18 protein-coding genes, 1 pseudogene and 1 riboswitch are annotated in these 22,800 nt (G+C 71.3%); of the genes and pseudogenes, 8 read left to right on the top strand and 11 right to left on the bottom strand.

What is annotated here, in order from left to right; translation table 11 throughout:
• The first annotated feature begins 2 nt into the window (after window positions 1-2).
• The 5 genes from ACFZDK_RS32050 (at window position 3) to ACFZDK_RS32030 (ending at window position 5,916) form a co-directional block, all read left to right on the top strand.
• Entirely contained in the window at window positions 3-791 is a 789-nt protein-coding gene (locus ACFZDK_RS32050) for a VOC family protein (protein WP_390977415.1), read from the top strand.
• A gap of 79 nt (window positions 792-870) precedes the next feature.
• Window positions 871-1,977, top strand: a complete 1,107-nt coding sequence (gene rlmN, locus ACFZDK_RS32045) for a 23S rRNA (adenine(2503)-C(2))-methyltransferase RlmN (RefSeq protein WP_390977414.1) — start codon at window positions 871-873, stop codon at window positions 1,975-1,977.
• Between the two features lie 20 nt (window positions 1,978-1,997).
• Window positions 1,998-2,105, top strand: a riboswitch (TPP riboswitch).
• A 72-nt stretch (window positions 2,106-2,177) separates the two neighbouring features.
• Complete coding sequence (locus ACFZDK_RS32040) at window positions 2,178-3,248, top strand: thiamine ABC transporter substrate-binding protein (protein ID WP_390977413.1); 1,071 nt, start codon at window positions 2,178-2,180, stop codon at window positions 3,246-3,248.
• A 44-nt stretch (window positions 3,249-3,292) separates the two neighbouring features.
• On the top strand, window positions 3,293-4,891 hold the full coding sequence (locus ACFZDK_RS32035) for an ABC transporter permease subunit (RefSeq protein WP_390977609.1): 1,599 nt from the start codon (window positions 3,293-3,295) through the stop codon (window positions 4,889-4,891).
• A complete protein-coding gene (locus tag ACFZDK_RS32030) occupies window positions 4,891-5,916 on the top strand; it encodes an ATP-binding cassette domain-containing protein (RefSeq protein WP_390977412.1) in 1,026 nt (341 codons plus the stop codon). Before ACFZDK_RS32035 ends, ACFZDK_RS32030 begins: the two co-directional genes overlap by 1 nt.
• 111 nt (window positions 5,917-6,027) lie before the next feature.
• Here the strand turns inward: ACFZDK_RS32030 and ACFZDK_RS32025 are convergent, their stop codons facing one another.
• The 7 genes from ACFZDK_RS32025 to ACFZDK_RS31995 all read right to left on the bottom strand — a co-directional run bounded on the left by ACFZDK_RS32025 (window position 6,028) and on the right by ACFZDK_RS31995 (window position 12,769).
• A complete protein-coding gene (locus tag ACFZDK_RS32025; RefSeq protein ID WP_390977411.1) occupies window positions 6,028-6,702 on the bottom strand; it encodes an LAETG motif-containing sortase-dependent surface protein in 675 nt (224 codons plus the stop codon).
• Window positions 6,703-6,894: 192 nt separating this feature from the next.
• The gene (locus ACFZDK_RS32020; protein WP_390977410.1) at window positions 6,895-8,049 is read right to left on the bottom strand and encodes an LOG family protein; all 1,155 of its coding nucleotides are present in this window, start codon (window positions 8,047-8,049) and stop codon (window positions 6,895-6,897) included.
• Between the two features lie 16 nt (window positions 8,050-8,065).
• A complete protein-coding gene (locus ACFZDK_RS32015; protein ID WP_390977409.1) occupies window positions 8,066-8,473 on the bottom strand; it encodes a VOC family protein in 408 nt (135 codons plus the stop codon).
• A 98-nt stretch (window positions 8,474-8,571) separates the two neighbouring features.
• Entirely contained in the window at window positions 8,572-9,936 is a 1,365-nt protein-coding gene (locus tag ACFZDK_RS32010; protein ID WP_390977408.1) for a hypothetical protein, read from the bottom strand.
• Window positions 9,918-10,658, bottom strand: coding sequence for an ATP-binding cassette domain-containing protein (locus tag ACFZDK_RS32005; RefSeq protein WP_390977407.1), 741 nt, complete (start codon window positions 10,656-10,658; stop codon window positions 9,918-9,920). Before ACFZDK_RS32005 ends, ACFZDK_RS32010 begins: the two co-directional genes overlap by 19 nt.
• Window positions 10,659-10,883: 225 nt before the next feature.
• On the bottom strand, window positions 10,884-12,266 hold the full coding sequence (locus ACFZDK_RS32000; RefSeq protein ID WP_355720480.1) for an aspartate aminotransferase family protein: 1,383 nt from the start codon (window positions 12,264-12,266) through the stop codon (window positions 10,884-10,886).
• Window positions 12,251-12,769: an Lrp/AsnC ligand binding domain-containing protein gene (locus ACFZDK_RS31995; protein WP_390977608.1), complete on the bottom strand. Its 519-nt coding sequence runs from the start codon at window positions 12,767-12,769 to the stop codon at window positions 12,251-12,253. The genes ACFZDK_RS32000 and ACFZDK_RS31995 overlap by 16 nt, the downstream gene beginning before the upstream one ends.
• Window positions 12,770-12,934: 165 nt before the next feature.
• Between ACFZDK_RS31995 and ACFZDK_RS31990 the strand changes: the two genes are divergently transcribed.
• The 3 genes from ACFZDK_RS31990 to ACFZDK_RS31980 all read left to right on the top strand — a co-directional run bounded on the left by ACFZDK_RS31990 (window position 12,935) and on the right by ACFZDK_RS31980 (window position 16,391).
• Entirely contained in the window at window positions 12,935-14,374 is a 1,440-nt protein-coding gene (locus ACFZDK_RS31990) for an aminobutyraldehyde dehydrogenase (protein WP_390977406.1), read from the top strand.
• A 6-nt stretch (window positions 14,375-14,380) separates the two neighbouring features.
• Window positions 14,381-15,106, top strand: coding sequence for an ATP-binding protein (locus tag ACFZDK_RS31985; RefSeq protein WP_390977405.1), 726 nt, complete (start codon window positions 14,381-14,383; stop codon window positions 15,104-15,106).
• A gap of 91 nt (window positions 15,107-15,197) precedes the next feature.
• Entirely contained in the window at window positions 15,198-16,391 is a 1,194-nt protein-coding gene (locus tag ACFZDK_RS31980; RefSeq protein WP_390977404.1) for an extracellular solute-binding protein, read from the top strand.
• Window positions 16,392-16,431: 40 nt separating this feature from the next.
• Here ACFZDK_RS31980 and ACFZDK_RS31975 read toward each other — a convergent pair whose 3' ends face one another.
• From ACFZDK_RS31975 to glyA, 4 genes and pseudogenes are all read right to left on the bottom strand, one after another.
• Window positions 16,432-17,025: a sarcosine oxidase subunit gamma family protein gene (locus ACFZDK_RS31975; RefSeq protein ID WP_390977403.1), complete on the bottom strand. Its 594-nt coding sequence runs from the start codon at window positions 17,023-17,025 to the stop codon at window positions 16,432-16,434.
• Window positions 17,015-20,163, bottom strand: a pseudogene (locus tag ACFZDK_RS31970) (sarcosine oxidase subunit delta family protein). The gene ACFZDK_RS31975 and the pseudogene ACFZDK_RS31970 overlap by 11 nt, the downstream one beginning before the upstream one ends.
• 15 nt (window positions 20,164-20,178) lie before the next feature.
• Window positions 20,179-21,423 (bottom strand): sarcosine oxidase subunit beta family protein, encoded by a 1,245-nt coding sequence (locus tag ACFZDK_RS31965; protein ID WP_390977402.1) that lies wholly within the window; start codon window positions 21,421-21,423, stop codon window positions 20,179-20,181.
• Entirely contained in the window at window positions 21,423-22,784 is a 1,362-nt protein-coding gene (glyA, locus tag ACFZDK_RS31960) for a serine hydroxymethyltransferase (RefSeq protein ID WP_390977401.1), read from the bottom strand. The genes ACFZDK_RS31965 and glyA overlap by 1 nt, the downstream gene beginning before the upstream one ends.
• Window positions 22,785-22,800: the final 16 nt, after the last annotated feature.

Below are 22,800 nucleotides of genomic sequence, written 5' to 3'. Positions count from 1 at the left end.
CGATGCTGACGACCGCCTATGTGCCCGGCGCCCCGAACTGGCTCGACCTGGGCAGCCCGGACACCGGGGAGAGCGCCGCCTTCTACTCCGCCGTCCTCGGCTGGGAGCACCGGTCGGCGGGACCGGAGGCGGGCGGCTACGGCTTCTTCCTGCAGGACGGCAGGACGGTCGCGGGTCTCGGCCCGCTCACCGAGGAGGGCGCGAGCCCGTCCTGGACGCTGTACTTCCACACCCCGGACGCCGACGCCACCGCCAAGGCCGTGGAAGAGGGCGGCGGCCGGGTCCGGGTCGCCCCGGGGGACGTCTTCACCTTCGGACGGACCGCCGCCTTCACCGACCCCACCGGCGCGGACTTCGCGGTCTGGCAGCCCGGCGACACCCAGGGCCTGGACCTGGTCGGCGCCCCCGGCAGCCTGTCCCGGGCGGAGCTCTACACCACCGACGCGAGCGCGGCGAAGGCCTTCTACACCTCGGTCTTCTCCTGGCAGACGCGCGATGTGCCGATGGGCCCCGGACTCACCTACAGCGTCCTCACCCCGGCCGGCGCCGGCGCACAGGCGGCCCTGGGCGGCCTGATGCAGCTGCCCCAGGCCAACCTCGACGCCGGTTCGACGCCGGAGTGGCACCCGTACTTCGAGGTGACCGACTGCGACGCGACCTCCGCCAGGGCCGTCGAGTCCGGAGCCGTCGTCCTCATCCCGGTCACCGAGGCACCGGGCATCGGTCGCTTCGCCATGTTCCTCGACCCCGTAGGCGCCCTCTTCGCCCTCATCACGACGGCCCGGTCCTGAGCCCCGTCCGCACCGGGCCCCACCGGACGAAACCTTCGGTCACAGGCCACCCAAGTGGATCTGCGACACTGGTACCACCATGCCCAAGCCCGGAGAACTCACTTTCGTCGCCCCGCGCGGAGCCAAGAAGCCGCCGCGGCATCTCGCCGATCTCTCGCCCGCCGAGCGCAAGGACGCGGTGGCCGAGACGGGGGAGAAGCCGTTCCGTGCCAAGCAGCTCTCGCAGCACTACTTCGCGCGGTACGCGCACGACCCCGAGCAGTGGACGGACATCCCGGCCGGCTCCCGGGAGAAGCTGCGCGAGGCGCTGTTCCCCGAACTGATGACCGTGGTACGGCATCTGTCGACGGACGAGGGCACCACTCGCAAGACGCTGTGGCGGCTGTTCGACGGCACGCTCGTCGAGTCGGTGCTGATGCGCTACCCGGACCGGGTGACGATGTGCATCAGCTCGCAGGCGGGGTGCGGGATGAACTGCCCGTTCTGTGCGACGGGGCAGGCGGGTCTGGACCGGAATCTGTCCACCGCGGAGATCGTCCACCAGATCGTGGACGGGATGCGGGCGCTCCGGGACGGCGAGGTGCCCGGCGGTCCTGCCCGGCTCTCGAACATCGTCTTCATGGGGATGGGCGAGCCGCTCGCCAACTACAAGCGGGTGGTCGGCGCCATCCGGGCGCTCACCGATCCCGCGCCGGACGGGCTCGGGCTCTCGCAGCGCGGCATCACCGTCTCGACCGTCGGACTGGTCCCGGCCATCAACCGGTTCGCCGACGAGGGCTTCAAGTGCCGGCTCGCGATCTCCCTGCACGCCCCCGACGACGAACTGCGCGACACTCTCGTCCCGGTCAACACCCGGTGGAAGGTGCGCGAGGTGCTCGACGCCGGGTTCGACTACGTCGAGAAGAGCGGCCGGCGGCTCAGCATCGAGTACGCCCTCATCCGGGACATCAACGACCAGGCGTGGCGCGGTGACCGGCTCGGCCGGCTGCTCCGCGGCAAGCCCGTGCACGTCAACCTGATCCCGCTGAACCCGACGCCGGGCTCCAAGTGGACCGCCTCGCGGCCCGAGGACGAGAAGGCGTTCGTCGAGGCGATCGCCGCCCATGGTGTGCCCGTCACCGTACGGGACACCCGTGGCCAGGAGATCGACGGCGCCTGTGGTCAGCTCGCGGCCACCGAGCGGTAGGATCTGGCCACCACATCTTCATATTCCGACAGGGGAGCGCCACAGCGCTGAGAGTGCGGCAATCGGGCCGCAGACCCTCTGAACCTCGCCCAGGTCATTCTGGGTAGGAAGTTCGGTCATCACTCAAGCTGTTGCGCCCTGCCCGCACACCGCGGGCAGGGCCGCGTCTCTTCCTGGTCCACCCCAGGAGGAAAACACCAGTGCACACCAAGACCTTCGTGGCCGCGGCCGTAGGGCTCGGTCTCGTCACGCTGTCCGCGTGTTCGTCGTCGTCGGGTTCGGCGGCCGACTCCAAGACCGTCACCCTCGTCAGCCACGACTCGTGGGCCGTCTCCAAGAACGTGCTCCAGGACTTCGAGAAGCAGTCCGGCTACCAGGTGAAGGTCCTCAAGGACGGCGACGCCGGGCAGGCCGTCAACAAGGCGATCCTGACCAAGGACAACCCGCAGGGCGACGTCTTCTTCGGCGTCGACAACACCCTGCTGTCCAGGGCACTCGACAACGGGCTCTTCCAGCCGTACGAGGCGAAGGGGCTCGACCAGGTCGGCACGGCCTACCGGCTCGACGCGGCCAAGCACCGGGTCACGCCCATCGACTACGGCGACATCTGCGTCAACTACGACAAGGCGTACTTCAGCGAGCACAAGCTGACCCCGCCGACCTCGTACGCCGATCTCGTCAAGCCGCAGTACAAGAACCTCCTCGTCACCGAGAACGCGGCCACCTCCTCGCCGGGGCTCGGTTTCCTGCTCGGCTCCGCCGCGCAGTACGGGGACAGCGGGTGGCAGGACTACTGGAAGAAGCTGAAGGCCAACGGCGTCAAGGTCGTCGACGGCTGGGAGCAGGCCTACAACGAGGAGTTCTCCGGCTCCGCGGGCGGCAAGAAGGCCAAGGGCGACCGGCCGCTCGTCGTGTCGTACGCCTCCTCGCCGCCCGCCGAGGTGATCTACGGCGACCCGAAGCCCAGCACCGCGCCCACCGGAGTCGCGACCGGCACCTGCTTCCGGCAGATCGAGTTCGCCGGGCTGCTGAGCAACGCCGGGAACAGCAAGGGCGGCAAGGCGCTCATCGACTTCCTGGTCTCCAAGGAGTTCCAGGAGGACATGCCGCTGAACATGTTCGTGTACCCGGTGGTGAAGGGGGCGAGTGTGCCCGCCGAGTTCACCAAGTACGGTCCCGCCGCCCAGGACCCCGAGACCATGGCGCCCGAGAAGATCGCCGCCAACCGTGACCAGTGGGTCAAGACGTGGACGTCACTCGTACTGAAGTAGCCCCGCACAAGGGCCGTTGGGGGAGCGCGGCGCGGCTCGGGCTGATGCTCGTGCCCGTCGCGTTCTTCGGCGTCTTCTTCGCCTGGCCGGTCGCGGCGATCGTCACCCGCGGTCTGAAGGCCGACGGGGCCTGGCGGTTCGGGCGGATCGCCGACGTCCTCGGCCAGTCCGACATCCGGCACGTGCTCTGGTTCACCACCTTGCAGGCGCTCGCCTCCACCGCGCTCACCCTGCTGGTCGCGCTGCCCGCCGCCTATGTCTTCGCCCGCCTGGACTTCCCGGGCAAGCAGGTGCTGCGGGCCGTGGTGACGGTCCCCTTCGTGCTGCCGACGGTGGTGGTCGGGACCGCCTTCCTGGCGCTCGTCGGGCGCGGCGGACTGCTCGACGAGCTGTGGGGCGTACGACTGGACACCACCGTCTGGGCCATCCTGCTGGCGCATGTCTTCTTCAACTACGCCGTGGTCGTACGGACCGTGGGCGGGCTCTGGGCGCAGCTGGACCCGCGGCAGGAGGAGGCCGCGCGGATGCTCGGCGCCTCGCCGCTGGGTGCCTGGCGGAAGGTCACCCTGCCCGCGCTCGCGCCCGCCGTGGCCGCCGCCGCGCTGATGGTCTTCCTGTTCACCTTCACCTCCTTCGGTGTGGTGCAGATCCTCGGCGGCCCCACCTTCTCCACCCTGGAAGTGGAGATCTACCGGCAGACGTCGGAGATCTTCGACCTCTCCACGGCCGCCGTCCTCACGATCGTGCAGTTCGTCGCGGTCGGCGCGATCCTCGCCGTGCACGCGTGGACGGTACGGCGGCGGGAGAGCGCGCTGCGCCTGGTCGCCCCGGAGGTGACCGCGCGCCGGCCGCGCGGGACCGGGCAGTGGGCGCTGCTCGGCGGGGTCCTCGCCACCGTCGCCGTCCTCCTCGTGCTGCCGCTGGCCGTGCTGGTACGGCGGTCGCTCGACGGGGGGTTCGGGTACTACCGGGCGCTGGGCGACGCCGACGGCGGCACCTTCCTGGTCGCGCCGATCGAGTCGGTGGTCAACTCCCTGCAGTACGCGGTCGCCGCCACCGCGATCGCCCTGGTGATCGGCGGGCTCGCCGCCGCCGCGCTGGCCCAGCGGGACGCGGGGCGGCTGGTACGGGGGTTCGACGCGCTGCTGATGCTGCCGCTGGGCGTGTCGGCCGTGACCGTCGGCTTCGGGTTCCTGATCGCGCTCGACAGGCCGCCGCTGGATCTGCGCCAGTCGTGGATCCTCGTCCCGCTGGCACAGGCGCTGGTCGGCGTGCCCTTCGTCGTACGGACCATGCTGCCCGTGCTGCGGGCCGTGGACGAGCGGCTGCGGGAGGCGGCGGCCGTGCTCGGGGCCTCGCCGTGGCGGGTGTGGCGGGAGGTCGATCTGCCGTTGGTGCGGCGGGCGCTGCTGATCGCGGCGGGCTTCGCCTTCGCGGTGTCGCTGGGGGAGTTCGGGGCGACCGTGTTCATCGCACGCCCCGACAACCCGACGCTGCCGGTCGCGGTGGCCCGGCTGCTGTCCCGCCCCGGTGATCTCAACTACGGCCAGGCGATGGCCCTTTCCACGATTCTGATGGTGGTGTGCGCGGTGGCGCTGCTGGTGCTCGAACGGCTGCGGACGGACCGGACGGGGGAGTTCTGATGTCCCTTCTCGAACTGGAGCGGGCCACTGTGCGGTTCGGCGGGCGGGCCGTGCTCGACGCCGTCGGTCTCGAGGTCGCCGAGCACGAGGTGGTGTGCGTGCTCGGCCCGAGCGGGAGCGGCAAGTCGACGCTGCTCAGGGCGGTGGCGGGGCTGCAACCGCTGGACGTTGGGCGGGTGTTGCTCGACGGCCGGGACCAGACGCGGGTGCCGGCGCACCGGCGGGAGGTCGGGCTGATGTTCCAGGACCATCAGCTGTTTCCGCAGCGGGACGTGGGCGGGAACGTGGCGTTCGGGCTCCGGATGCGGGGCGCCGGCCGTGCGCAACAGGCCGAGCAGGTGGGCGAGTTGCTGGAACTGGTGGGGCTTCCGGGGGCGGCCCGGCGGGCCGTCGCCGGGCTCTCCGGCGGTGAGCAGCAGCGGGTGGCGCTGGCCCGCGCGCTGGCGCCCCGGCCCCGGCTGCTGATGCTCGACGAACCCCTCGGGCAGCTCGACCGCTCGCTGCGGGAGCGGCTGGTGGTCGAACTCCGCGAGCTGTTCGCGCGGTTGGGTACGACCGTGCTCGCCGTGACCCACGACCAGGGCGAGGCGTTCGCGCTGGCCGACCGGGTGGTGGTGATGCGGGACGGCCGGATCGCCCAGTCCGGCACGCCCCTGGAGGTGTGGCAGCGGCCCGCCGACGCGTTCGTGGCCCGCTTCCTCGGCTTCGGCAACGTGGTCCCGGCGACCGTCGAGGGAGCGGTCGCGGTGACGCCGTGGGGGAAGCTGCCGGTGCCCGGGGACGCGCCCGAGGGGACGCATACGCTGCTGGTCCGGCCCGCCGGTGTACGGCTGGTGGCGGCCGACACGGGGCTGCCCTGCACGGTGGCCGCCCGCACCTTCCAGGGCACCCATGTCACCGTCCACCTCCAGCCCCAGGACGGCGGCCCCCGGCTGGAGGCGGCCTGTGCGCTGCGGGAGGCCCCGGAGGCGGGGGACGCGGTGGGCGTGGAGTTCGACGCGGCGGAGACCGTCGTACTGGACTGAGACCCCGGGAAACGGCCGAGGCCCGTCCCCCGGGGATACGGGGACGGGCCTCGACGGTGTGCTGGGTGGTGCCGGCGGTGCTGGCGTGACGGTGTTGCTCGGGGAAGTACGTCAGCTGCCGCTGTGGGCACCGCGACGGCGCATACCGAACCAGACGGCGCCGCCGCCGACCGCGACCAGCGCGGCGGCGATACCGGCGATCAGACCGGTGTTGGAGTTGGCACCGGTCTCGGCGAGGTTCGACTCGCCGACCGCCGGGGACGGGGCGTTGCTCGACGTGCCGGCCGGGGCGGTGCTGCTCTCCGACTCCGACGGGGCCGGGGAGTCCGACTCGGCCGGGGTGGACTCCGACGCCGACGGCGACGGCGTGGCCGAATCCGACGGGGACGGGCTGGAGCTCTCCTCCGTGGTGCACGCGGTGGAGGGGGTGGTCAGGTTGGGCGTGATGTCCTTGTCGATCTTGATCTTGTCGGTGTCGACGACCACATGGACCCGGTACTCCGCGTTCGGCTTCCAGTCCTCGGAGAAGGTGACCTTCGTACCTTCCTTGGAGCCCTTGACGGTCTGGGCCTCGCCGACCTGCTTCGCGTCGGCGCCGTTGTTCTCGAGGAAGACGGTGATGGTGGCCGACTTACCGGAGGCGTCCGTGTTGGTGACGACGATGGAGCCCTGGGCGCCGTCGCAGGTGGCCTCGGCGGAGAAGTCGGAGATGGTGCACGCGAGGGCGGAGCCGGAGACGCCCAGCGTCAGCGCGGCCGACGCGGCGGCGACACCCAGGATGCGCACGGAACGACGTGCACTGCGGCGGGATATGGACACATTTGTCCTTACTGAGTGCATAACTGCGGGGGGCTGAGGGGAAGTTGACGCGACGGTGAGGCGAGGCATCAGCATTCCCAAGAGGCTCACAGGTGTATAAGCGCTCCGTAAGTAGTGTCAATGCATATGCGGTCCACGGGCGTTGACTTTGCCTACTTATTAAGTGCTGAGACGTTTCACCGCGTGTGAAGCTTGCTCGATCCGGTCAACCAGGGCGATACGGGACGCCATCGCGCGCTCCCCGGCGAGCGAGGTCAGCAACGGCCAGGCCGGCAGCTTCTCGCTCCAGTGCGCCTCGTCCACGAGCACCATCGGGGTCGGTTCGCCCCGCGACTCGTAGTAGTTGGGCGTCGCGTTGTCGAAGATCTCCTGGACGGTCCCGGCCGCGCCCGGCAGGAACACCACGCCGGCGTTGGAACGGGCCAGCAGGCCGTCCTCGCGGGTGGCGTTGGCGAAGTACTTGGCGATGTGCGCGGCGAAGGCGTTCGGCGGCTCATGGCCGTAGAACCAGGTGGGGATGCCGACCGAGGGACCGCCGTCCGGCCAGCGCTCGCGGACCTCGAAGGCGGCGCGGGCCCAGTCGGTGACCGACGGCCGGAACGACGGGGTCTTGGCGAGGAGCCGGAGCGCCTCCTCCAGCATCCCGTCGTCGAAGGGGGCCGCGTACGCGCCGAGGTTCGCCGCCTCCATCGCGCCCGGGCCGCCGCCGGTCGCCACCGTGTACCCGGCGCGCGCGAGTTCGCGGCCCAGCCGGGCGGCACCGGCGTACGCGTCCGTGCCGCGCGCCATGGCGTGCCCGCCCATCACGCCCACCACCCGGGCGCCGGCGAGGAGTTCGTCGAGTGCGTCGGAGACCGCGTCGTCGTGGATCGAGCGGAGCATCGAGGCGAATATGTCGCCGTCCGACCTGGTCCGCTGGAACCAGGCGTACGAGCGGGCGTCCGGGGTCGCCTCGTAGCCCTCGGCGAGCGACTCGAACAACTCGTCGGGCGTGTAGACGAAGGCGCGGTAGGGGTCGAAGGGGAGGTCCGGGACCGGCGGGAACACCAGGGCGCCGGACGCGCCCACCCGGGCGGTGGCCTCGGGGGACATCGGGCAGCCGAGGAAGACGGCGCCGGTGGTGTCGGTGGCCAGCAGGACGTCTGTACGGGCCGTCAGATCGACGGCCTGGAGCCGGTACTGCGCGAGCGTCCCGTGCGCGGCGACCACCTCGTCGAACTCGGCGAGCGACTCGATCTCACGGTCGCGGGCGGCACGGTGGGGCCGCGTGGGCCGCGGCTGGGCGGGGTGCGGCTGGGCGGGTGTCGGATGCACCCGCCCACTCTAGGTGTCAGCCCTGCACGGCCGCCGGGTCCATCCACATGACCTCCCAGGAGTGGCCGTCGAGGTCGTCGAAGGAGCGGCCGTACATGAAACCGTGGTCCTGGACGTCGTCGTTCGCGGTGCCGCCGGCCGCGACCGCCTTCTCCACCAGCTCGTCGACCTTCTCGCGGCTCTCCGCGCTCAGGCAGATCAGCACCTCGCTGGTCTTCCGGGAGTCGGCGATCTCCTTCTTGGTGAAGTCGGCGTAGCGCTGCTTGCCGAGCAGCATCGCGAAGATCGTGTCGCTGATCACGACACAGGAGCAGTCGTCGGTGCTGAACTGCGGGTTGATCGTGTAGCCCAGCTCCGTGAAGAACTTCCGCGACGCGGCGACGTCGTCGGTGGCCAGGTTCACGAAGATCATCTGCTGGTACATGGGGGCCTCTCCCTCGGGTGTGACGTGCTGTTCGGGGGGTTAGACCGGGGGGTGCCGCGAAAGTCATCGGCGGTTGCCGGATTTCTTCGTACGGCCTCTCAGGGGGCGAGCGGCAGTGCGGCGAGGTCGGCGATCAAGAGGGTGAGGGGGCCGAAGAGGGCCAGCAGGGCGCCGGCGCGCAGGGCGGCCGCACCGCGCAGCACCGTGGCCGGGGCGCCCAGCCGGAGCAGGGCCTCGGTGGTGTCGGCGCGGGACTGGCGGGCCTCCACGGCCGCGGTGAGGAGGGTGGCCACCGTGCAGCCGGCGACCACCAGGCCGCCGAGGGCGGTGAGCGGGCCGAAGGCGGGGGCGGCGCCGTCGTAGCCGTAGAGCGTGTCGGCCGCGAAGGCCGCTGAGGCGACCGCGCAGACGACACCGAGGGGGCGGCCGATCCTCGTGGCCTCCGCCATCAGGACGCGGCCGGCGAGGAGGCGGCGGGCGCCGGGGCGGGCGGTCTGCAGGAGCCGGCCGCAGAGGTGGGTGAGACCGGGGGCGGCGAGGACCAGGCCGAGGGCGGTGAGCGACCAGCCGGCCAGGACGCCGGCGGGGCCCACGACGAGGCCGCCGGGGAGGGTGGTCCGGGGGGTGGCCTCGGTGGTGCCGGCGTAGGACTCGACGGCGAGACCGGCGGCGAGGACGGCGATGCCCCAGGGGAGGCCGGTGGGGGGTTGGGTGGGTACGGGAGGGGCGGGTACCTGGTCCTCCGCGGTCACCGGGACGTCCTGTGGGGCGGAGGGGGTGTCCTGCGGGGAAGCCTGGGCGCCGTCGTCGGCTGCGTCGGCGTCGGCGGGACGGGTCGGGCGTTTGAAGAGGCGGGCGCCGAAGCGGCCGTAGGCGCCGAAGGTCTCCCCGGGGGTTCCCGTGCCGTACGCGCCGAAGCGGCCGTACGCACGGCGGCCCGCCGGGTGGGGGAGGTCCCGGGGGCGGAGGGTCAGGGCCACGGCGGCGGAGGCGAGTACCGGGGGGACGGTCAGGAGGGTCAGGGCCGCCGGGAGGGGCAGGGACCTGTCCGCTGCCAGGAAGTCCTTGGCGGCGCCGTCGAAGGGCATGCCGGTGAGGTCGCCCCGGAGGTGGAGGAAGACCAGGAGGGCCAGCAGGGAGCCCAGGACGCAGGCGAGGCCCGTGTTCAGGGCGGCGATGGCCATCAGCCGGGCCGGGCCCAGGCCGAAGGCGGAGAGGCCGGGGCGGGGCCTGGTGCCGGGGTCGGTGCGGGCGACGGCGACCGCGAAGTACACCGTGGCGGCGAGCGGGATCGCGCACCAGGACAGGCGCAGCAGCGCCCCCGTCGGGTTCCCCGGGTGGGCCAGCGCGTAGCCGAGCGCGGACAGCAGCAGGAAGCCCGTGCCGGCGGCCGCCGTCGCCACCAGGAGGCGGCGCAGGTGGACGGCCGGGTGGGCGACTCGGGTCAGACGGAGAGCGAGCACTCGGCCCGGCCCTCCGTCTCGGTGACCGGCGGCAGGTGGACGGTCTTCACCCGGCGGCCGTCCAGCAGGGAGACCCGGCGGTCGGCCAGGGCCGCCGTCTCCGCGTCGTGCGTGGCGAGGACGACCGTGATGCCGTGCGAGCGGGCCGCCGTGGTGAGCGTGCGCAGGACGTGCGCGCGGTCCGCGCGGTGCAGGGGGGCCGTCGGCTCGTCCGCGAAGAGGATCGTGGGGGCGGGCGCGAGGGCGCGGGCGATGGAGACGCGCTGGCGTTCGGCCTGCTGGAGTTCGGCCGGGCGGCTGCGGGCCCTGTCGCCCACGTCCAGGCGTTCCAGCCACTCCAGCGCGGCCACCTTGGCCCGGCGGCGGCCGGTGCCGCGCAGCATCAGGGGCAGCGCCGTGTTCTCCCAGACGTTCAGCTCGGGGACGAGGACCGGGGCCGGGTCGATCCAGCCGAAGCGGTCGCGGCGCAGCCGTTCCCGGGTGAGCGGGCCCATCCGGTGCACGGCCGTGCTGTTGAACCAGACCTCGCCGCCCTGCGCCGGGGTCAGACCGGCCAGGCACCTCAGCAGCGTGGTCTTGCCGCTGCCGCGCGGGCCGCTGACGGCGAGGATCTCGCCCTCCCGCACGCCCAGCGAGATGCCGACGATGCCCGGCGAGCCGTCCTGGTGGCGGAAGTGCAGGGAGCGTGCCCACAGCACGTCGTTGTCCGGCGGGGCCTCCATGCGCGTACACCTCGGTTCTGATCCGTTTTGCCGTGCCTTCCCACGTCCGGGGGAACGAAGGCTGGGCCGATCGGTCACGTGCACGCTAGGCGGGAGGGCGGGCGGAGCCCGGACAGCACACGGCCCCGGGCCGCCGTTCTCACTCGAACGGACGGCACCGGGGCCGGTGTTGATCAGCTGATCAGAGGTACTCGGAGTACTCAGTGGCACTCGGTGGTACGAGGCTCAGAGCTTCGTCCAGGCCTCCGTCAGCGTGGCGCGCAGGATCTGCTCGATCTCGTCGAAGGTCTCCTGGTTGGAGATCAGCGGCGGGGCGAGCTGGACGACCGGGTCGCCGCGGTCGTCGGCACGGCAGTACAGGCCGTTCTCGAACAGGGCCTTCGAGAGGAAGCCGTACAGGACGCGCTCGGTCTCCTCGTCGTTGAAGGACTCCTTGGTCGCCTTGTCCTTGACCAGCTCGATGCCGTAGAAGAAGCCGTTGCCGCGGACGTCGCCGACGATCGGCAGGTCGTGCAGCTTCTGCAGGGTGGAGAGGAAGGCACCCTCGTTGTCGAGGACGTGCTGGTTGAGGTTCTCGCGCTCGAACAGGTCGAGGTTGGCGAGGCCGACGGCCGCGGAGACCGGGTGGCCGCCGAAGGTGTAGCCGTGCAGGAAGGTGTTGTCGCCCTTGTAGAACGGCTCGGCGATCTTGTCGGAGACGATGCAGGCGCCGATCGGGGAGTAGCCCGAGGTCATGCCCTTGGCGCAGGTGATCATGTCCGGGACGTAGCCGAACTTGTCGCAGGCGAACATCGTGCCCAGGCGGCCGAAGGCGCAGATGACCTCGTCCGACACGAGCAGCACGTCGTACTTGTCGCAGATCTCGCGGACCCGCTGGAAGTAGCCGGGCGGGGGCGGGAAGCAGCCGCCCGCGTTCTGGACCGGCTCCAGGAAGACGGCCGCGACCGTGTCGGCGCCCTCGAAGAGGATCTCCTGCTCGATCTGGTCGGCGGCCCAGCGGCCGAAGGCCTCCGGGTCGTCGCCGAAGAGCGGGGCGCGGTAGATGTTGGTGTTCGGCACCTTGTGCGCGCCGGGGACCAGCGGCTCGAAGGGGGCCTTCAGGCCCGGCAGGCCGGTGATGGACAGGGCGCCCTGCGGGGTGCCGTGGTAGGCGACCGCGCGGGAGATGACCTTGTACTTGGTCGGCTTGCCCTGCAGCTTGAAGTACTGCTTGGCCAGCTTCCAGGCGGTCTCCACGGCCTCGCCGCCGCCGGTGGTGAAGAAGACCTTGTTCAGGTCGCCCGGCGCGTAGTCGGCGAGGCGCTCGGCCAGCTCGACGGCCTTCGGGTGGGCGTACGACCACACCGGGAAGAAGGCCAGCTCCTGGGCCTGCTTGAAGGCGGTCTCGGCGAGCTCCGTGCGGCCGTGACCGGCCTGGACCACGAACAGCCCCGCGAGACCGTCGAGGTAGCGCTTGCCCTTGTCGTCGTAGATGTAGGTGCCCTCACCCCGGACGATGGTCGGGACGGGGGAGTGCTCGTACGAGGACATGCGGGTGAAGTGCATCCACAGGTGGTCGTACGCGGTGCGGCTGAGGTCCTTCTGGGTCACGGTTATCGGGTTCCCCACATGTAGGTCTGCTTCTTCAGCTTCAGATAGACGAAGCTTTCGGTGGAGCGCACGCCGGGCAGTGCCCGGATGCGTTTGTTGATGACGTCCAGCAGGTGGTCGTCGTCCTCGCAGACGATCTCCGCGAGGATGTCGAACGAGCCCGCGGTCATCACCACGTACTCGACTTCCGACATGGCGCTCAGCGCGTCCGCGATCGACTCGACATCGCCCTCGACGTTGATGCCGACCATCGCTTGCCGGCGGAAGCCCACGGTGAGCGGGTCCGTGACGGCGACGATCTGCATGACGCCCTGGTCCAGCAGCTTCTGGACGCGCTGGCGCACGGCCGCCTCCGACAGGCCGACGGCCTTGCCGATCGCGGCGTACGGCCGGCGGCCGTCCTCCTGCAGCTGCTGGATGATGGCGAGGGAGACGGCATCCAGCTGGGGGGTGCCGCTCCTGGACTCGCGGGAGGAGTCCCTCTGGTCTGCGCTTCGACTGGCCACGACCTCACTGTGCACGACGTCTCGACGGTTCCGCAAGGCCGTATCGATGAAATTCGTTGTTTGAGGTGGCTGGGATTGCGGATTTCGCAGACATGGCGGCCGCGGGGGTGTTGAAAACGTGGGAACGCGGATTACTGTGGGTGTCTCAGTCAATGGACACCCGAACTTGGAGGGCCGGCAGTGAGCACCGAGCTGCGTCGTCTGCGCAATTACATCGACGGTGAGTTCCGGGACGCCGCCGACGGGCGGACCACCGAGGTGGTCAACCCCGCCACCGGCGAGGCGTACGCGACCGCGCCGCTGTCCGGGGAAGCGGACGTCGACGCCGCGATGGCGGCCGCGGCCGCGGCCTTCCCCGGCTGGCGCGACACCACCCCGTCGGAGCGCCAGAAGGCCCTGCTGAAGATCGCGGACGCGTTCGAGGAGCGGGCCGAGGAACTCATCGCGGCGGAGGTGGAGAACACCGGCAAGCCGACCGGGCTCACCCGCTCCGAGGAGATCCCGCCGATGGTCGACCAGATCCGGTTCTTCGCCGGTGCGGCCCGGATGCTGGAGGGCCGCTCGGCCGGCGAGTACATGGAGGGGATGACCTCCATCGTCCGCCGCGAGCCGGTCGGCGTCTGCGCGCAGGTCGCGCCCTGGAACTACCCGATGATGATGGCCGTGTGGAAGTTCGCGCCGGCGATCGCCGCGGGCAACACGGTCGTGCTGAAGCCGTCGGACACCACCCCGGCGTCGACCGTCCTGATCGCCGAGATCCTCGGCGGGATCCTGCCCAAGGGTGTCTTCAACGTCGTCACGGGTGACCGCGACACCGGCCGCCTCATGGTCGAGCACCCGGTCCCGGCGATGGCCTCCATCACCGGCTCCGTGCGCGCCGGCATGCAGGTCGCCGAGTCCGCGTCCAAGGACCTCAAGCGGGTCCACCTGGAGCTGGGCGGCAAGGCGCCGGTCGTCGTCTTCGAGGACACGGACATCGCCAAGGCCGTCGAGGACATCTCCGTGGCGGGCTACTTCAACGCCGGCCAGGACTGTACGGCGGCGACCCGGGTGCTCGTGCAGGAGTCCATCCACGACGAGTTCGTGGCGGCCCTCGCGAAGGCCGCGGCCGAGACGAAGACGGGCCAGCCGGACGACGAGGACGTGCTGTTCGGACCGTTGAACAACCCCAACCAGCTGAAGCAGGTCGCCGGCTTCATCGAGCGGCTGCCCGCCCACGCCAAGGTCGAGGCCGGTGGTCAGCGGGTCGGTGACAAGGGGTACTTCTACGCGCCGACCGTCGTCTCCGGGCTGAAGCAGGACGACGAGATCATCCAGAACGAGGTCTTCGGGCCGGTCATCACCGTCCAGTCCTTCACGGACGAGGACCAGGCCGTGGAGTGGGCCAACGGCGTCGACTACGCGCTGGCGTCCTCCGTGTGGACCAAGGACCACGGGCGTGCGATGCGGATGTCCAAGAAGCTGGACTTCGGGTGCGTGTGGATCAACACGCACATTCCGCTGGTCGCGGAGATGCCGCACGGTGGCTTCAAGAAGTCGGGGTACGGCAAGGACCTGTCCGGGTACGGGTTCGAGGACTACACGCGAGTCAAGCACGTGATGACGTCGTTGGAGGGCTGAGTTCGGGTGCGGGTGCGTGGGTGCTGGTCGCGCCCACGCGGCGGAGCCGCACATCGGCACAGCCCCGCGCCCCTGGGTAAGTGGCGCTGCCCGGGACCGGAAGGTTCTCCCGGGCAGCGCTTTGCCGTCTGGCCCCCGAAGTGGTCAGGCCCGGTTCCTGGCCCGTGGACTGCTGCAGGCCCTTCTCCGCGGTTTTGGGCTTGCCGGGCTTCGTCGGCAGCGGCTGCGCGCCGCGCTGGTCGGGGTGCGGGCGGCGGGACAGGAGCAGGAGCGGCTGATCGAGGCCCTGTTGACGCTGGCGCGCAGTCAGCGGGGGCTGGAAAGAGGGGAGTTGGTGGACCTCGCGGAGGTGGTGAAGGAGCTGCTGCCGGCCGGGGAGCGGGTGGCGGCGCGGCTCGATCCGGCGCCGGTGCTCGGGGATCCGCAGCTGCTGGAGCGGCTGGTGGCCAACCTCACCGACAACGCCGTACGGCACAACCTCCCGGAGGGCGGCTGGGTGCGGGTGTGGACGGGGGTGGACGCGGCCGGGCGGCGGAGCTGTTCCGGCCGTTCCGGCGGCTCGGGGCGGAGGACCGGGTACGGAAACGGGACGGTCTCGGCCTCGGGATGTCCATCGCGGCGGCGGTCGTCGCGGCCCACGGCGGCCGGGTGCGGGCGCACCCGCACCTCGCGGGAGGACTCACCGTCGAGGTGGCCCTGCCGCCGGTGACCGCCGTTGTAACCCGGTGTTGACTTGGGTCGTCGACAAGGTGTCCGGTCCGCGTCGGGGCGCTCGACGCAGCGTCGATTGTCCGATCACCGGCATCGGCGGCATGCTGCAGTGGTGCCCCAGAATCCTCCTCGAACGCCCGCGCTCTCCCGCCGTTCCCTGCTGCGCGCGCTCGGCGGCACCGCCGCGCTGGGCGCGCTGGCCGGCTGCGGGGTGCCCGCCGCCTACGTGAAGGCCGGCGACCGCACCGTGACCGACCTGTCCGCCCGGGACCACCGGCTGGTCTTCGCGAACTGGCCGCTGTACATCGACGTCGACGACGACAACCCGAACAAGCGGCCCACCCTCGACGCCTTCGAGAAGCGCACCGGGATCTCCGTCGACTACATCGAGGAGATCAACGACAACGACGAGTTCTTCGGCAAGATCAGCCCGGCGCTGATGAACCACCAGTCCACCGGCCGGGACATCATCGTCATCAGCGACTGGATGTGCGCGCGGTTCGTCCGCCTGGGCTGGGTGCAGAAGATGGACCGCGCCCACCAGCCGAACGTCGCGAAGTACCTGGATCCGCTGCTCCGCACGCCCGCCTTCGACCCGGGCCGCCTCTACACCGTGCCCTGGCAGTCGGGCATCACCGGCATCGCCTACAACCGCAGGAAGCTGGGCCGCGAGATCCGGCACGTCAAGGACCTGTGGGCGAGCGACCTCAAGGGCCGGGTGACCCTGCTCTCCGGCCTCGACGAGGCGTTCGCGCTGCTGATGCAGGGCAACGGCGTGGACATCACCAAGTGGACGGCCGACGACTTCTACGAAGTCTGCGACGAGGTGCAGCAGCAGGTCGACCGGGGCCAGATCCGCCGCTTCACCGGCAACGACTACACGAAGGACCTGGTCAGCGGGGATGTCCTGGCCTGCCAGGCGTACTCAGGCGATGTCATCCAGCTCCAGGCCGACAACCCCGACATCCGCTTCGTCGTCCCCGAGGAGGGCGCGGAGCTGTGGTCGGACTCCCTGATGATCCCGGACCGCGCCGCCCACAAGGCCAACGCGGAACGTCTCATCGACTACTACTACGAGCCGGAGGTCGCCGCCGAGCTGGCAGCCTGGGTCAACTACGTCTGCCCCGTCCCGGCCGCCCAGCAGGTCCTCGCCGACTCCCAGGACAAGGACACCGCGGCCCTCGCCGACAACCCCCTGATCTTCCCGAACACGGCGATGCGCAAGCGCCTCGCCATCGCCCGCGACATCACCTCGAAGGAACGGGTGGACTTCGCCAAGCGGTGGAACTCGATCGTGGGGTTGTAGGGGGTGGCGCGGAGCCCCGGCCTCCGGGCCTCGCTGATGCTCATCCGTCGTTTCCCCGGTACTCCGTGCAGGCGTCGGTGAGCCAGGCGGCCAGGTAGGGGGCGAACGAGGCGCGGACAAGGAGCCGGAGGTCGCAGGGGGTCTCGCCGCGCACCAGGAGGGTCACCGGGGCCTGGGCCAGCAGTGTGGTGGGGCAGGAGCCGGACGGGGTGATCCTGGGGTCCAGGTCGAGGGCGCAGCCCTGGGCCAGCACCGTGCGGACGAGGTCGCCGGACAGGGCCAGGGTGGTGCGCTGGGCCGAGACGTCGGTGACGGTGGCGAACGCGTCGCCGATCGCCGACCGCAGTCGCGCGAGGAGGTCGTCCTGGCGGCCCTCCGGAGCGATCAGCAGCCATTCGTCCGGGCCCATCCACAGCACCTCGACGTCGCCGGACTGCTCGGCGCGCAGGGGGCCGGGCAGGGTGACGCCCAGGCAGGACTCGACGGCTCGCGCCGCGGTGCCGCCCGGCTCCAGACGGAGGGTGAGGTGGGTCAGGAAGGGCAGTTCCCGTACCTCGATGCCGGCCGGCAGCCGGGCCAGGGTGTCGTGCCACTCGGACAGCGGGCTGAAGCGGGCGGGCGTCTCAACCGTCACGGCGAGCTCCCTCCTTGTCGAAGAGCACGGGGTCGGTCACGGTCACCGGGACGGTCCGGCCGTCCAGGGGCACATAGAGGGTCTCGCCGATGCGCCGCGTTCCCGAGCGCACCAGGGCCAGGGCGAACGTCCGCCGGAGGGCGTCGCTGCGGTAGCTGGAGGTGACATGGCCCAGCATCGGCACCGGGGGCTCCGGGATGTCGCTGGTGGCGATGATCTGGGCGCCCTCGGGGAGCAGCACGCGTTCGTCGGCCGGCAGCAGGCCCACCAGCTGCTTGCGGTCCTCACGCTGGTTCTCCGCGCGGCTGAAGGACCGCTTGCCGACGAAGTCCGGCTTCTTCTTCGACACCACCCAGGACATGCCCAGGTCCTGCGGGGTGATGGTGCCGTCGGTGTCCTGCCCGATGATCGGGTAGGCCTTCTCGGCGCGCAGCACGTGCATCGTCTCGGTGCCGTACGGGGTGAGGCCGAACTCGTCGCCGGCCGCGTGCAGGGCCTCCCACACCGTGATGCCGTACCAGGCGGGCACGTTGATCTCGTAGGCGAGCTCACCGGAGAAGCTGATCCGGCAGACCCGGGCCGCCACTCCGGCGACGGTGGTGTCCTGCCAGGACATGAAGGGGAAGGCGTCGTTGCCCACGTCGAGGCCCGGCGCCACCAGGGCCAGCACGTCGCGGGAGCGAGGGCCGACCAGGGGGATCGTCACCCAGTGCTCGGTGACGGAGGTGAGGTGCACCCGCAGGTCGGGCCACTCCGTCTGCAGCCACTCCTCCATCCACTCCAGGACCTTGGCCGCGTTGCCGGTGGTCGTGGTGAGCAGGAACTCCTGCTCGGCCACCCGGATCACCGTGCCGTCGTCGATCGCCATGCCGTCGACGCCGCACATCACGCCGTAGCGGACCCGGCCCACCTTGAGGGTGCTCATCAGGTTCGTGTAGAGCCGGTCCAGCAGCACGCCGGCGTCCGGACCCTGCACATTGATCTTGCCGAGGGTGGAGCCGTCCATCATCGCGACGCCGGTGCGGGCGGCCCGGCACTCGCGCAGCACGGCCTCCTCCATGGTCTCCCCGGCCCGCGGGAAGTACCAGGGACGCTTCCACTGGCCGACGTTCTCGAACAGGGCGCCGTGCGCGACATGCCAGGGGTGGATCGCCGTCACCCGGACCGGGTCGAAGAGCTCGCCGCGGTTGCGGCCCGCGAGGGCGGCGAAGGAGACCGGCACGGCCGGTGGCCGGTAGCGGGTGGTGCCGAGGTCGGCGACGTCCACGCCCAGCGCCTCGGCGACGATGCCCGAGGTCATCACGCCCGAGGTACGGCCCTGGTCGTGGGCGGTGCCGATGGTGGTGTACCGCTTGACGTGCTCCACCGAGCGCAGGCCCGCACCGGTCGCCCGCAGGACGTCCGAGACGGCCGCGTCGCGCTGCAGGTCGACGAACTGGAGCGCGCCGTCCTGGTCGTCGTGACCGTCCGGGGGGCTCGGCACCCGCCAGAGCACCTGGGCGGGCGCACCGTCCGGGAGCGCTGCGGTGGCCGGGAGGGCGACCTCCGGGCCGGTCCTGCCGATCGCCGACAGGGCCTGCCGGGCCGCGTCCACGCCGTCCGCGAGGCAGCCGGACAGGGTGAAGGTGCCGCCGGCCGCCCCCGCCGTACGGACGGCATCGGGTGCGTCGGCGGGGACGAAGGCGCCGATCCCGGCGTCGTAGCGGAGGGTGCCGCGGGCCTGGCTGAACAGGGCCACCGCGGGGTTCCAGCCGCCGGAGACCAGCAGCAGGTCGCAGTCGATGCCGTGCCGCTCGCCGAGGTTCCCTTCGCCGAAGGGCGCGACATGGGCCCGGGTGACCCGCTCGATGCCGCTGGTGCCGGTGACGACCTGGCCCGCCCGGATGCCGATGCCGCGTTCGGCGCAGGCGGTGCGCCAGTGCTCCGGCACCTGTTCGCGTACGTCGACCACCGCGGCGATCCGCACGCCCGCGTCGGCGAGTTCGAGCGCGGTCGGGTAGGCGCTGTCGTTCGTGGTGAAGACGACGGCCCGCGAACCGGGCAGGACGCCGAAGCGGTTGAGGTAGGTGCGGGCCGAGCCGGCCAGCATGATCCCGGGCCGGTCGTTGTTGTCGAAGGCGACCGGACGCTCGTAGGCGCCGGTGGCGTACACGACCTGCCGGGAGCGGATCCGCCAGATCCGCTGCCGGGAGACGTGGGCGGGCGCCGCCGCGCCGAGGTGGTCGGTGCGCTTCTCCAGGGCGAGGACGAGTCCGTCGTCGTAGTGGCCGAAGGCGGTGGTGCGCGACAGGACCTGTACGTCCGCGCGGTCGTCGAGTTCCGCGAGGACGCCGCTGACCCATTCCGTGGCCGGTGCGCCGGCGATGAGTTCCTGGCTGCCGAGCAACGAACCGCCAGGCTGCGGGAGTTCGTCGACGAGGATCACGCGGGCGCCGGTCCGGGCGGCGGCCAGGGTGGTGGCCAGCCCCGCCGGGCCCGCGCCGACGACCAAGAGGTCGCAGTGGGCGTGCAGGGTGTCGTAGCGGGCGGTGTCCGGTTCGGTGCTCAGCCTGCCCTGGCCGGACAGGCCCCGGGCGACCAGGCCGTCGTACAGCTCGACGGTGGTGGCGGTGAGCATGGGCTCGGGGAAGGGGAACTCGATCTGGACGAGCGCGTTGGGTTCCTCGGCTCCGGCGGCCAGGAAGCCGCGCGGGCGGCCGTACTTGATGCTGTCGGCCACGTGGTGGACGCCGTTGGCCAGCAGGGCGGAGGCGAGGGTGTCGCCGGGGTGGCCGGTGTAGGCGGTGCCGTCGAAGGTGAAGGAGAGGGCGGTGGCGCGGTCGACGTGGCCGTGGCCGGGGGCGCGGAAGGGGGTGTTCATCGGGTGGCCTCCTGGTCCTTCGCCCGCGGCGCGGACACGGAGAGGAACTCGTGGGTGACCGTGTCGCGCACGGCGTTGAACCAGCGGCGGCAGCCGGCCGCGTGCACCCAGCGTTCGGCGAAGGGGCCCTTGGGGTTGTCGCGGAAGAAGACGTACTGGGCCCACTGCTCGTCGTCGAGCGCGTAGGGGTCCTCGGGGTAGGCGACGTGCGCCTGACCGCCGTAGTGGAACTCGATCTCCTCGCGGTCACCGCACCAGGGGCAGGTGATGAGCTGCATGCCGGTACTCCTCGCTCAGTGGGCCACGGCGGCGGCGCCGTGCTCGTCGACCAGGGCACCGGTGGTGAAGCGGTCGAGGGTGAAGGGCGCGTTGTAGGGGTGCGGTGCGCCGGTGGCGACGGTGTGCGCGAAGCACCAGCCGACGCCCGGGGTGGCCTTGAAACCGCCGGTGCCCCAGCCGCAGTTGAGGTAGAGGTCCTCGACCGGCGTCAGGCCGACGATGGGGGACGCGTCCGGGGTGGTGTCGACGATGCCGGCCCAGGTGCGCAGCATGTGGGCGCGGGCGAAGACGGGGAACAGCTCGAGGGCGGCGGCCATCTGACGCTCCAGGATGTGGAAGGCGCCGCGCTGGCCGTAGCCGTTGTAGCTGTCGATGCCGGCGCCCATCACCAGCTCGCCCTTGTGCGCCTGCGAGACGTACACGTGCACGGCGTTCGACATCACCACGGTCGGGTGGACGGGTTCGAGGAGCTCCGAGACCAGCGCCTGCAGGGGGTGGCTCTGCAGCGGCAGCCGCAGCCCGGCCATGGCCGCGAGCACGGAGGAGTGCCCGGCCGCCGCCAGCGCGACCTTCCCGGCCGCGATCGGGCCGCGCGTGGTCTGTACGCCACGCACCCGGCCGTCGACGATGTCGAGGCCGGTGACCTCGCAGTCCTGGATCAGGTCGATGCCGTACGCGTCGGCCTTGCGGGCGAAACCCCAGGCCACGTAGTCGTGCTTGGCGATACCGGCGCGCGGCTGGTACGTCGCGCCGAGCACCGGATAGCGCACGTCGGGCGAGATGTTGACGATCGGACAGACCTTGGCGACGTCCTCCGGCTCCAGCCACTCGGCGTCGATGCCGTTGAGCTGGTTGGCGTAGACCCGGCGCTTGCTGTCGCGGATGTCCTGGAGGGTGTGGGCCAGGTTGAGCACACCGCGCTGGCTGAAGAGGATCGGGTAGTCGAGGTCCTCTTCGAGGGTCTCCCAGAGCTTGAGGGAGTGCTCGTAGATGCCGGAGCTCTCGTCCCAGAGGTAGTTGGAACGGATGATCGTGGTGTTGCGGGCCATGTTGCCGCCCGCGAGCCAGCCCTTCTCCAGCACGGCGACGTTGGTGATGCCGTGGTTCTTCGCCAGGTAGTAGGCGGTGGCCAGGCCGTGCCCGCCGCCGCCGACGATGACGACGTCGTACGACCGCTTGGGGTCGGGGTTGCGCCACAGGAACTCGGGGTGGTCGGGGAGGACGTCGCCGGGCGTGGCGGGGGCGGTGTCGCGGTGCATCACTGAGCGGCCTCCTCGGCCACGGGCCGCGGGTCGGCGGGGTCGGCGGGGGTGGTGGGGACGCTGGGGTAGAGCGGGAAGCGGTCGGTGAGGAGCTGGACGCGGCGGCGCAGTTCGGCGGCGCCCCGGTCGTCGAAGCCGGGCAGGAAGGCCGTGGCGACGATGTCGGCGACCTCGGTGAACTCCTCCCTGCCGAAGCCGCGCGCGGCCAGGGCGGGGGTGCCGATGCGGACCCCGGAGCTGACCATCGGCGGGCGCGGGTCGAAGGGGACGGCGTTGCGGTTGACGGTGATGCCGACCCGGTGCAGCCGGTCCTCGGCCTGCTTGCCGTCGAGTTCGGAGTGGCGCAGGTCGACCAGGACCAGGTGGACGTCGGTGCCGCCGGTCAGCACGCTCACCCCGGCCGCCCTCGTGTCCTCGGCCAGCAGCCGCTCGGCCAGGATCGCGGCACCTTCCAGGGTGCGGGCCTGCCGCTCGGCGAACTCCGGCTGCGCGGCCATCTTGAACGCCACGGCCTTCGCCGCGACGACGTGTTCGAGGGGGCCGCCCTGCTGACCGGGGAAGACGGACGAGTTGATCTTCTTGGCGAGTTCGGCGGTGGACAGGATCACGCCGCCGCGGGGACCGCCGAGCGTCTTGTGGGTGGTCGTGGTCACCACGTGCGCGTGCGGTACGGGGGAGGGGTGCAGGCCGGCCGCGACCAGGCCCGCGAAGTGCGCCATGTCGACCATCAGGTAGGCGTCGACCTCGTCGGCGATCCGGCGGAACTCCGCGAAGTCCAGGTGGCGGGGGTAGGCCGACCAGCCGGCCACGATCAGCTTCGGCCGGTGCTCGTGGGCGAGCTTGCGGACCTGGGCCATGTCGATGCGGTGGTCGTCCTCGCCGACCTGGTAGGCCGCCACCTTGTACAGGCGGCCGGAGAAGTTGAGCCGCATGCCGTGGGTGAGGTGGCCGCCGTGGGCCAGGTCCAGGCCGAGGATCGTGTCGCCGGGCTGCAGCAGGGCGGCCATGACGGCGGCGTTGGCCTGGGCGCCGGAGTGCGGCTGCACGTTCGCGGCCTCGGCTCCGAACAGCGCCTTGATGCGGTCGATCGCGATCTGCTCGATGACGTCGACGTGCTCGCAGCCGCCGTAGTAGCGGCGGCCCGGGTAGCCCTCGGCGTACTTGTTGGTCAGGACCGAGCCCTGGGCCTGCATGACCGCGAGCGGCGCGAAGTTCTCGCTCGCGATCATCTCCAGCGTGCCGCGCTGCCGGGCCAGTTCCGCGTCGATCGCCGTGGCGATCTCGGGGTCGAAGTCGTCGAGCCCGGCGCTGAGCACCGCGGAGCGGGCCGCTTGCTGGTCGGGGGCGTGGGCAGTCATGAGAACTCCCTGGAGA

This window comes from Streptomyces sp. NPDC007901 (assembly GCF_042959465.1).
Taxonomy (GTDB): Bacteria; Actinomycetota; Actinomycetes; order Streptomycetales; family Streptomycetaceae; genus Streptomyces.
The sequence above is the reverse complement of the archived record's forward strand: the minus strand, read 5'-3'. Positions and strand labels throughout refer to the sequence as shown.